The organism is Sphingorhabdus sp. EL138, from assembly GCF_945862485.1.
Taxonomy (GTDB): Bacteria; Pseudomonadota; Alphaproteobacteria; order Sphingomonadales; family Sphingomonadaceae; genus Sphingorhabdus_B.
The window spans coordinates 1-6,660 of record NZ_CAMAYF010000041.1 but is presented as its reverse complement, the minus strand read 5'-3'; the positions used below and the strand labels follow the sequence as shown (position 1 = coordinate 6,660).

Sequence of the window (6,660 nt, the reverse complement as noted above, 5' to 3'; positions counted from 1 at the left end):
ATGATAGGTTGTGTAGTCATGCAGCTGCCCACCTTGATCACGCTTATGTTCCAGCACCAACTTCCCGCCCAAACGTTCGACGGCGGTGCGGGAACGAAAATTGTTCGCGCCGACCTGAAAGACAACGGCCCGAACAAACTGAAAGACATAATCGAGCATCAGCGCCTTCACTTCGCGGTTAACACCGGTGCGCCAATATGCCGTCGCGAAGAAGGTCCAGCCAATTTCGATTTCATCGGCGATGGCGGCGTGATTGGCAAAGCGCGTGCCACCAATGATTTCGCCTGTTGCTGTGTCTAATATTGCAAACGCGCCCTGCGATGCGATGGCGTCGCCGAAAAAATCGTCGAACACCTCTCTTTTATAACGATCCCGAAAGGGATGCATCGCCCATATTTCAGGGTCTGACGCCACGGCAAACAGCCCATCATAGTCGGCTACCACCAAGGGCCGCGGTAAAACGCGCTTGCCCGTCAAGACAGGCTGAATGTCAAACAGCGGCAACGTCACCAGAGCTCACCCGTCAAGACCTCGACAAAAGCTTGCCCAAGCTCAGGCTTTATGACTGCGCTCATATGATTGCCCGGAACTAGGACTAACTTTCCACGGCGCAGAAGCGCTGCTAGGTCGGCAACCGAGCCATTATCATTATCCTGCTCTCCGCACACCAAGGCGACGGGTAATGTCCATTGGGCAATCTGTGCCGCGCTTGTGTCAGCGAATGTTTCCAAAATATGCCGCAATGCTTCTGGGTCACCACCTGTGGTTTTCAAGAACGCCTCCGCCATCCATGCGGCCGAACCTTTTTCATGATGCCCCAGATTATCGAAGACGTGGCGAAAATGAAGGCCGCGATGGGCTGTGTTCGTTAACCCCTCCAAACCCATGCCAGAAATAACCGCCCTGCCCGGTGCGGCGCCGCGCGTTAGCATCCGTGAAACAGTACGCCCGCCAAGCGAGTATCCGCCCAAGTCGTAATCCTCGACACCCAAATGTGCCAACAAGGCGAACTGATCATCGGCCAAGACATCGCGTGGATAATGCGCGGGATCGTGAGGCTTTCCGCTAAGGCCATGTGCGCGCAGGTCAGGCATGATCACGCGGTATCCAGCGTCCGCCAGCGCGGCAGCATGACCATATCTAATCCAGTTGGTGTCCGCGTCGGACATGAACCCATGGATAAGCAGCAAGGGGCGCCCTTGCCCGATTTCACACCAGGCAATTTTGATACCGTCGGCGGCCAGAAAACTGTCGCATGTAATCATCGGTTACTTCTTTGTGCGTTCAGACATAATGTGTTCCTAATGCCACGCGCCTTTCTGTCAGGAAAGTTTTTTCGGTATTTGTGCGGCGCACCACAAACAATCTTGCTAATAATAAGCATAGCTATTATGTTGATAGCATGAGTGACGATCTGGGGTTCCTTTTGGGTGACGCTGCGCGATTGCTTCGGCGGTCGTTTGATGAACGCGCCCGCGCGATGGGCGTTACTCGGCCACAATGGCGCGTACTCGCCTTGCTTAAGCGTTTCGATGGAAGCACGCAGGTGACCGTCGCTGACATGCTTGACGTGGAACCCATAACGCTTGGAAGAATGGTTGACCGTTTGCAGGACGCAGGCTTGGTCGAACGCCGCGCTGACCCCGCCGACCGCCGCAGCTGGCGCTTACACCTCACCGCGGAAGGTGAACAGAAAATCGAGGCTTTGCGCCCGACTGCACTCGCGCTTTTTGACGACGCGATGGCTGGTCTGGATGAAGCACAACGTTTGGAATTGGAAGCAATGTTGAATATCGTTCGCGCAAATCTAACTCGCAAACCGCTTGAGGTGTCCCATGGCTGAGGCTGATCCACAAATTGACATCAGGGCCAAGTCTTCGACAAAATCCCCCAAGTTTGCGCGTTTGGTGCTGCTTGCTTCTGTTCCGCTGCTGCTGGTGGGCGGGGCGACAGCTTATTACATCGTGAACGACCATTATGTGTCGACCGACAATGCCTATGTCCAGCAAGACAAGGTGTCGATTTCAGCCGAGGTCGGTGGACGCATCGTTGACGTCGCAGTACGCGAGAATGATGTGGTTAAGGAAGGCGACCTTTTGTTCCGGATTGATCCGGCGCCTTTCCAGATCGCTATTGAGCAAGCCGACGCGTCCATTGCGGCAGCCCAGGTTAGGGTTTTATCGCTTCAAACCGAATATCAGACTACTAATGTTGATATTGAAAGCGCACGTGAAGACGTTGCGTTTTATGAAAAGGAATATCAGCGGCAATCGTCGCTCATGCAGGACGGCTTTACCACGCGTGCTCGGTTGCAGGCGGCCGAACATGCCTTGTCCGACGCACGGAGCCGCGTAGCCGCCGCGCAAGCCAATGCGACCAAGGCACGCGCAGCCCTCGCGACAGGATCGGCAGCGCCGGGGATCAACCCAGCCATTAAGGCGGGTGAGGTTCAACGTGAGCAGGCTATGCTCAACCTCTCGCGCACTGAAGTGCGCGCGCCTGTCGCTGGTGTCGTAAGTCAAGGAGATCGTTTGCAGCCTGGTCAGATGATGGTGCAGGGCTTGCCCGGCGTTACTATTGTCGCGAGCAGCAAAAGCTGGGTCGAAGCCAATTTTAAGGAAACCGACCTAGCAAACATGCGCGTCGGACAACCTGCCGAAATCACATTTGACGCGTATCCGAACCTAAAGGTGCGCGGTAAGGTATCAAGCATTGGCGCTGGCACGGGCTCAGAATTCTCTGTCCTTCCGGCGCAAAACGCTAATGGTAATTGGGTCAAGGTAACGCAGCGCGTCCCTGTACGGATATCGATAACCGACAAGCCGAAGCGTGCAATGATTGCAGGATTGTCGGCACATGTCCGCATCGACACCGACAAGTAATCCGCCCGATCAAGCGGCCTATCCGGTCAAAAACAAGGCGCTGCTGACGCTTGCCGTCATGGGTGCGACGATTATCCAAATCTTGGATTCGACGATTGCAAATGTAGCCATCCCGCAAATGCAAACCAGCCTTGGCGCAACGATGGATACCATCACATGGGTGCTCACGAGTTATATCGTCGCCAGCGCCGTTGCCATGCCGATTACCGGATGGCTTGCCGACCGGATTGGTTCGCGCAACCTGTTTCTGGGAGCGGTGGCAGGTTTTATCGTCGCGTCAATGCTGTGCGGAATAGCAACCAGCCTTGCCGAAATGGTCGCGTTCCGGATATTCCAAGGGGTATGCGCAGCCTTCATCGGGCCACTTTCACAGACCATTATGCTGGACATCAACAAGCCATCCGACGTGCCGCGCGCAATGTCGATCTGGGGCATGGGCATTATGATTGCCCCCATATTGGGTCCCATGATCGGGGGTTGGTTGACCGAGAATTACAACTGGCGCTGGGTATTTTACATCAATCTGCCAATCGGTATTCCGACATTAGCTATCCTATGGTGGCTACTCCCATCACGCCCCATCAACCGGCGACAGCTTGATCGCTTTGGTTTTGCAATGCTCGCCATTGGCCTTGCGACGCTTCAGTTGTTGGTTGACCGCGGTCAGCAAGAGGACTGGCTGCAAAGCTGGGAAATCATCATCGAACTGCTCATCGTGCTGGCTGCGCTTTGGATGTTTGCGATGCATCAGATGACGACCCGCCGTCCGATGTTTGAGCGGCTCTTGGTTACAGACCGCAACTTCTTCATTTCACTGAATATGATGCTACTTGTCGGCATGATGATGTTCGGTATCTTTGCTTTGTTGCCGCCCATGATGCAAAATCTTTATGGATATACCGTCTATGACACGGGCGTACTCCTAGCGCCCCGGGGTGTAGGCATAGTGATTGCCATGTTTATCGCCGCGAAGTTAGGCACCAAAGTTGATCCGCGCATCATAATCTTCGGCGGCTTCCTGATGACCGCTGCATCCATGTGGATGATGACCAGCTGGTCGTTGAATATGGACTGGCACTTGATCGTGTACACCGGCCTGCTTCAGGGATTCGGCATGGGCTTTGTTTTCATCCCCCTGAACAGCATCGCATTTTCGACACTGCCTATGCGGATGCGAACTGATGGCTCAAGCTTGCTTTACCTGTTCCGTAGCCTTGGTGGAAGCTTCGGAATATCTGTCATGACGACGATTCTCGCGCGCAATATGCAGACTAGCCACGAAGATTTGGCATCGCATGTGACAGCCTCTTCGATGAGCGTAGTCGACCCGTCGACCGCAGACCGACTGGGGCCCATAGGCGAAGCTGCGATGCAGATGGTTAATCTTGAAATCAATAGGCAGGCCGCAATGATCGCCTATCTCGACAACTTCAAATTGATGATGATCATGCTGATAATCGTCAGCCCGCTGGTTTTCTTTTTGAAGCCCGGCATAGCAGCACAAGGGCAGCAGCCGGCGATGGCGGACTAACGATTACGCCAAGCGCGCTACCAATCCCTTTTGCTGCATCCGCCAAACCGCCATCTCGATGCGGTCCTGACCAAAAAAGGGCTCGCTATCGAAGACTAAGGTCGGGACGCCCCAATGGCCCGCAGCCTCGAGCGCAGCTTGGTTGGCCGCGATTTCAGCGTCGAGGACTTCTGCATCTTTGATGGCTTCGGCGTCCAATTCGTCCAAGTCCAATCCGGCGCGCGTCGCCGCACCCGCCAAATGGTCGCCCTCATGCCAATTTTCCGCGCCACCCCAGATAAGGCGTGAGACTTCATCGCAAAAGGCAAAGCTCTTGCCGCGCCGTGCCGCGGCTTGACCAAGACGTGACAGACGAAAGATATAGGGCTGTTCATCTGAAATTTTGCGCGTGAGCACGTCTTGCACAATGGGATCGGGCCGTGGTGGACCAAATGGGATGCCATGAAACTGCGCCACGCGGAACATATCGGTAAAGGTGTAGCGCAACCAGTTCGGGTGGCTGCGTTCAAAAAAATCAGGTTCGCGGATCGCCAACGGATAGACCGGTCGCAAATTTATCGTAAGGTCATGTTCTTGCGCCAGCGCGCTATATCGCCGTGTGGCTAGATAGCTGTACGGACTGCGAAACGACCAGAATATATCCGCTTGCAGCCCCATAACTTATCCCTTTTTCAAATGCCGCCGCCCCAGCAGCTCGGCAATCTGCACCGCATTCAGCGCAGCGCCTTTGCGTAAATTATCCGACACGCACCAGAAGGCAAGGCCATTGTCGACAGTAGGATCTTCACGCACGCGGCTGACATAGGTCGCATCATCGCCCGCAGCTTCCACAGGCGTCGTATAGCCCCCATCTTCACGCTTATCGATGAGCATGATGCCAGGCGCTTCCCGCAGTATGTTTTGTGCAGTCTCTGCCGACATTTCCCGCTCATATTCGATATTCACAGCCTCGCTGTGGCCAACAAATACCGGTACCCGCACGCAGGTTGCGGTCAGTTTGATTTTCGGGTCGAGTATCTTCTTGACCTCAACCATCATCTTCCACTCTTCCTTCGTATAGCCGTCGTCGAGGAAGCTATCGATATGCGGAATGACGTTAAACGCGATTTGCTTGGTGAATTTTTTGGCATCAGCGCTGTCACCGACAAAGATGTTCCGGCTCTGTTCGAACAGCTCATCCATGCCCTCTTTGCCCGCCCCAGACACCGACTGGTACGTCGATACGACAACGCGGGTAATCTTGGCGTAATCGTGTAGCGGCTTCAACGCGACGACCAATTGTGCCGTTGAACAGTTCGGGTTGGCGATGATGTTCTTGCGTTTGTAGATATCAATTGCGTCGGGGTTTACCTCAGGCACAATCAATGGGACATCCGGATCCATCCGGAAAAGCGAGCTGTTATCAATCACGACGCAGCCGGCAGCGGCTGCAATCGGCGCATATTTCTTGGTAGCGTCCGATCCGATAGCAAAAATCGCTATGTCCCAGCCCGACCAATCGAAATTCTCAATATTCTGAATCTTGAGCATCTTATCGGTATCGCCATATTCGATTTCGATACCTTGGCTGCGCGATGACGCGAGCACAGCGACCTCGTCGGCAGGGAATGCGCGTTCGGCCAAAATGTTTACCACTTCGCGGCCTACATTGCCGGTCGCGCCTGCGACCACGATACGATAACCCATGTGTAATTCCTTGACGTGTAAGCGGACGGGACAATAAACAAGGCCGGGCTCTTTATAGGAGCCCGGCCTTTCATGTTCTGTTAGAAACGTGAGCCTAGCTCCTGCCTTATTCGGCAGCCTCGGTAGTTTTAATAGGGCGTGGATCGCGGCGTTCCGCAATACGTGCCTTCTTACCGGTCAAACCACGCAGATAATAAAGCTTCGCACGACGCACGACGCCCTTACGGACGACTTCGATGCTGTCGATGTTCGGGCTGTACAGCGGGAATACGCGCTCGACGCCTTCACCGAACGACATTTTGCGTACGGTGAAGTTGGAGCCCATGCCCTTGTTCGAACGCGCGATGCACACGCCTTCGTAATTCTGAATACGCGTGCGTTCACCTTCGATGACCTTCACGCCCACCTTTACGGTGTCACCTGCACGGAAAGCAGGAATTTTTTTGTTTTCTGACAAAGCTGCAATAGCTTCGGCTTCGAGTGTTTGGATGAGGTTCATGCCCCATTTAATCCTTATTCTTTTGTCGCACGTCAGAGGCAGGCTGGACCCGGGCATCTTTG

8 protein-coding genes are annotated in these 6,660 nt (G+C 54.4%); 3 read left to right on the top strand and 5 right to left on the bottom strand.

Annotation, left to right across the window (positions count from 1 at the left end; all coding sequences use genetic code 11):
- Together Q0O33_RS10320 and Q0O33_RS10315 are read right to left on the bottom strand one after the other, a co-directional pair.
- The coding region (locus Q0O33_RS10320; RefSeq protein WP_295499221.1) for a GNAT family N-acetyltransferase at nucleotides 1-510 on the bottom strand (510 nt) is incomplete at its 3' end.
- Nucleotides 507-1,265: an alpha/beta fold hydrolase gene (locus tag Q0O33_RS10315; protein ID WP_295499218.1), complete on the bottom strand. Its 759-nt coding sequence runs from the start codon at nucleotides 1,263-1,265 to the stop codon at nucleotides 507-509. The genes Q0O33_RS10315 and Q0O33_RS10320, both read right to left, overlap by 4 nt.
- Nucleotides 1,266-1,402: 137 nt before the next feature.
- On the opposite strand from Q0O33_RS10315, the gene Q0O33_RS10310 reads away from it, so the two are divergent.
- Genes Q0O33_RS10310 through Q0O33_RS10300 form a run of 3 tightly spaced genes read left to right on the top strand, consistent with a single transcriptional unit; the run spans nucleotide 1,403 to nucleotide 4,413 of the window.
- Entirely contained in the window at nucleotides 1,403-1,843 is a 441-nt protein-coding gene (locus Q0O33_RS10310; protein ID WP_295499215.1) for a MarR family transcriptional regulator, read from the top strand.
- Nucleotides 1,836-2,882 carry an HlyD family secretion protein gene (locus Q0O33_RS10305; RefSeq protein ID WP_295499212.1) on the top strand — a complete coding sequence of 349 codons (1,047 nt, stop codon included), beginning with the start codon at nucleotides 1,836-1,838 and terminating at the stop codon, nucleotides 2,880-2,882. Before Q0O33_RS10310 ends, Q0O33_RS10305 begins: the two co-directional genes overlap by 8 nt.
- Nucleotides 2,857-4,413 (top strand): DHA2 family efflux MFS transporter permease subunit, encoded by a 1,557-nt coding sequence (locus Q0O33_RS10300; RefSeq protein ID WP_295499208.1) that lies wholly within the window; start codon nucleotides 2,857-2,859, stop codon nucleotides 4,411-4,413. Before Q0O33_RS10305 ends, Q0O33_RS10300 begins: the two co-directional genes overlap by 26 nt.
- Before the next feature lie 3 nt (nucleotides 4,414-4,416).
- Here Q0O33_RS10300 and Q0O33_RS10295 read toward each other — a convergent pair whose 3' ends face one another.
- The 3 genes from Q0O33_RS10295 to rplS all read right to left on the bottom strand — a co-directional run bounded on the left by Q0O33_RS10295 (nucleotide 4,417) and on the right by rplS (nucleotide 6,598).
- Nucleotides 4,417-5,070 carry a 2-hydroxychromene-2-carboxylate isomerase gene (locus tag Q0O33_RS10295; RefSeq protein ID WP_295499206.1) on the bottom strand — a complete coding sequence of 218 codons (654 nt, stop codon included), beginning with the start codon at nucleotides 5,068-5,070 and terminating at the stop codon, nucleotides 4,417-4,419.
- A gap of 3 nt (nucleotides 5,071-5,073) precedes the next feature.
- Nucleotides 5,074-6,099, bottom strand: coding sequence for an aspartate-semialdehyde dehydrogenase (locus Q0O33_RS10290; RefSeq protein ID WP_295499204.1), 1,026 nt, complete (start codon nucleotides 6,097-6,099; stop codon nucleotides 5,074-5,076).
- A gap of 106 nt (nucleotides 6,100-6,205) precedes the next feature.
- Complete coding sequence (gene rplS, locus Q0O33_RS10285; RefSeq protein ID WP_125230085.1) at nucleotides 6,206-6,598, bottom strand: 50S ribosomal protein L19; 393 nt, start codon at nucleotides 6,596-6,598, stop codon at nucleotides 6,206-6,208.
- Between the last annotated feature and the right edge of the window lie 62 nt (nucleotides 6,599-6,660).

What these genes read in the sequence shown, in the direction of transcription:
- Q0O33_RS10310 (WP_295499215.1), top strand. Translation starts at nt 1,403, where the DNA reads ATGAGTGACGATCTGGGGTTCCTTTTGGGTGACGCTGCGCGATTGCTT.
- rplS (WP_125230085.1), bottom strand. Translation starts at nt 6,598, where the DNA reads ATGAACCTCATCCAAACACTCGAAGCCGAAGCTATTGCAGCTTTGTCA.
- Q0O33_RS10305 (WP_295499212.1), top strand. Translation starts at nt 1,836, where the DNA reads ATGGCTGAGGCTGATCCACAAATTGACATCAGGGCCAAGTCTTCGACA.
- Q0O33_RS10295 (WP_295499206.1), bottom strand. Translation starts at nt 5,070, where the DNA reads ATGGGGCTGCAAGCGGATATATTCTGGTCGTTTCGCAGTCCGTACAGC.
- Q0O33_RS10290 (WP_295499204.1), bottom strand. Translation starts at nt 6,099, where the DNA reads ATGGGTTATCGTATCGTGGTCGCAGGCGCGACCGGCAATGTAGGCCGC.
- Q0O33_RS10300 (WP_295499208.1), top strand. Translation starts at nt 2,857, where the DNA reads ATGTCCGCATCGACACCGACAAGTAATCCGCCCGATCAAGCGGCCTAT.
- Q0O33_RS10315 (WP_295499218.1), bottom strand. Translation starts at nt 1,265, where the DNA reads ATGATTACATGCGACAGTTTTCTGGCCGCCGACGGTATCAAAATTGCC.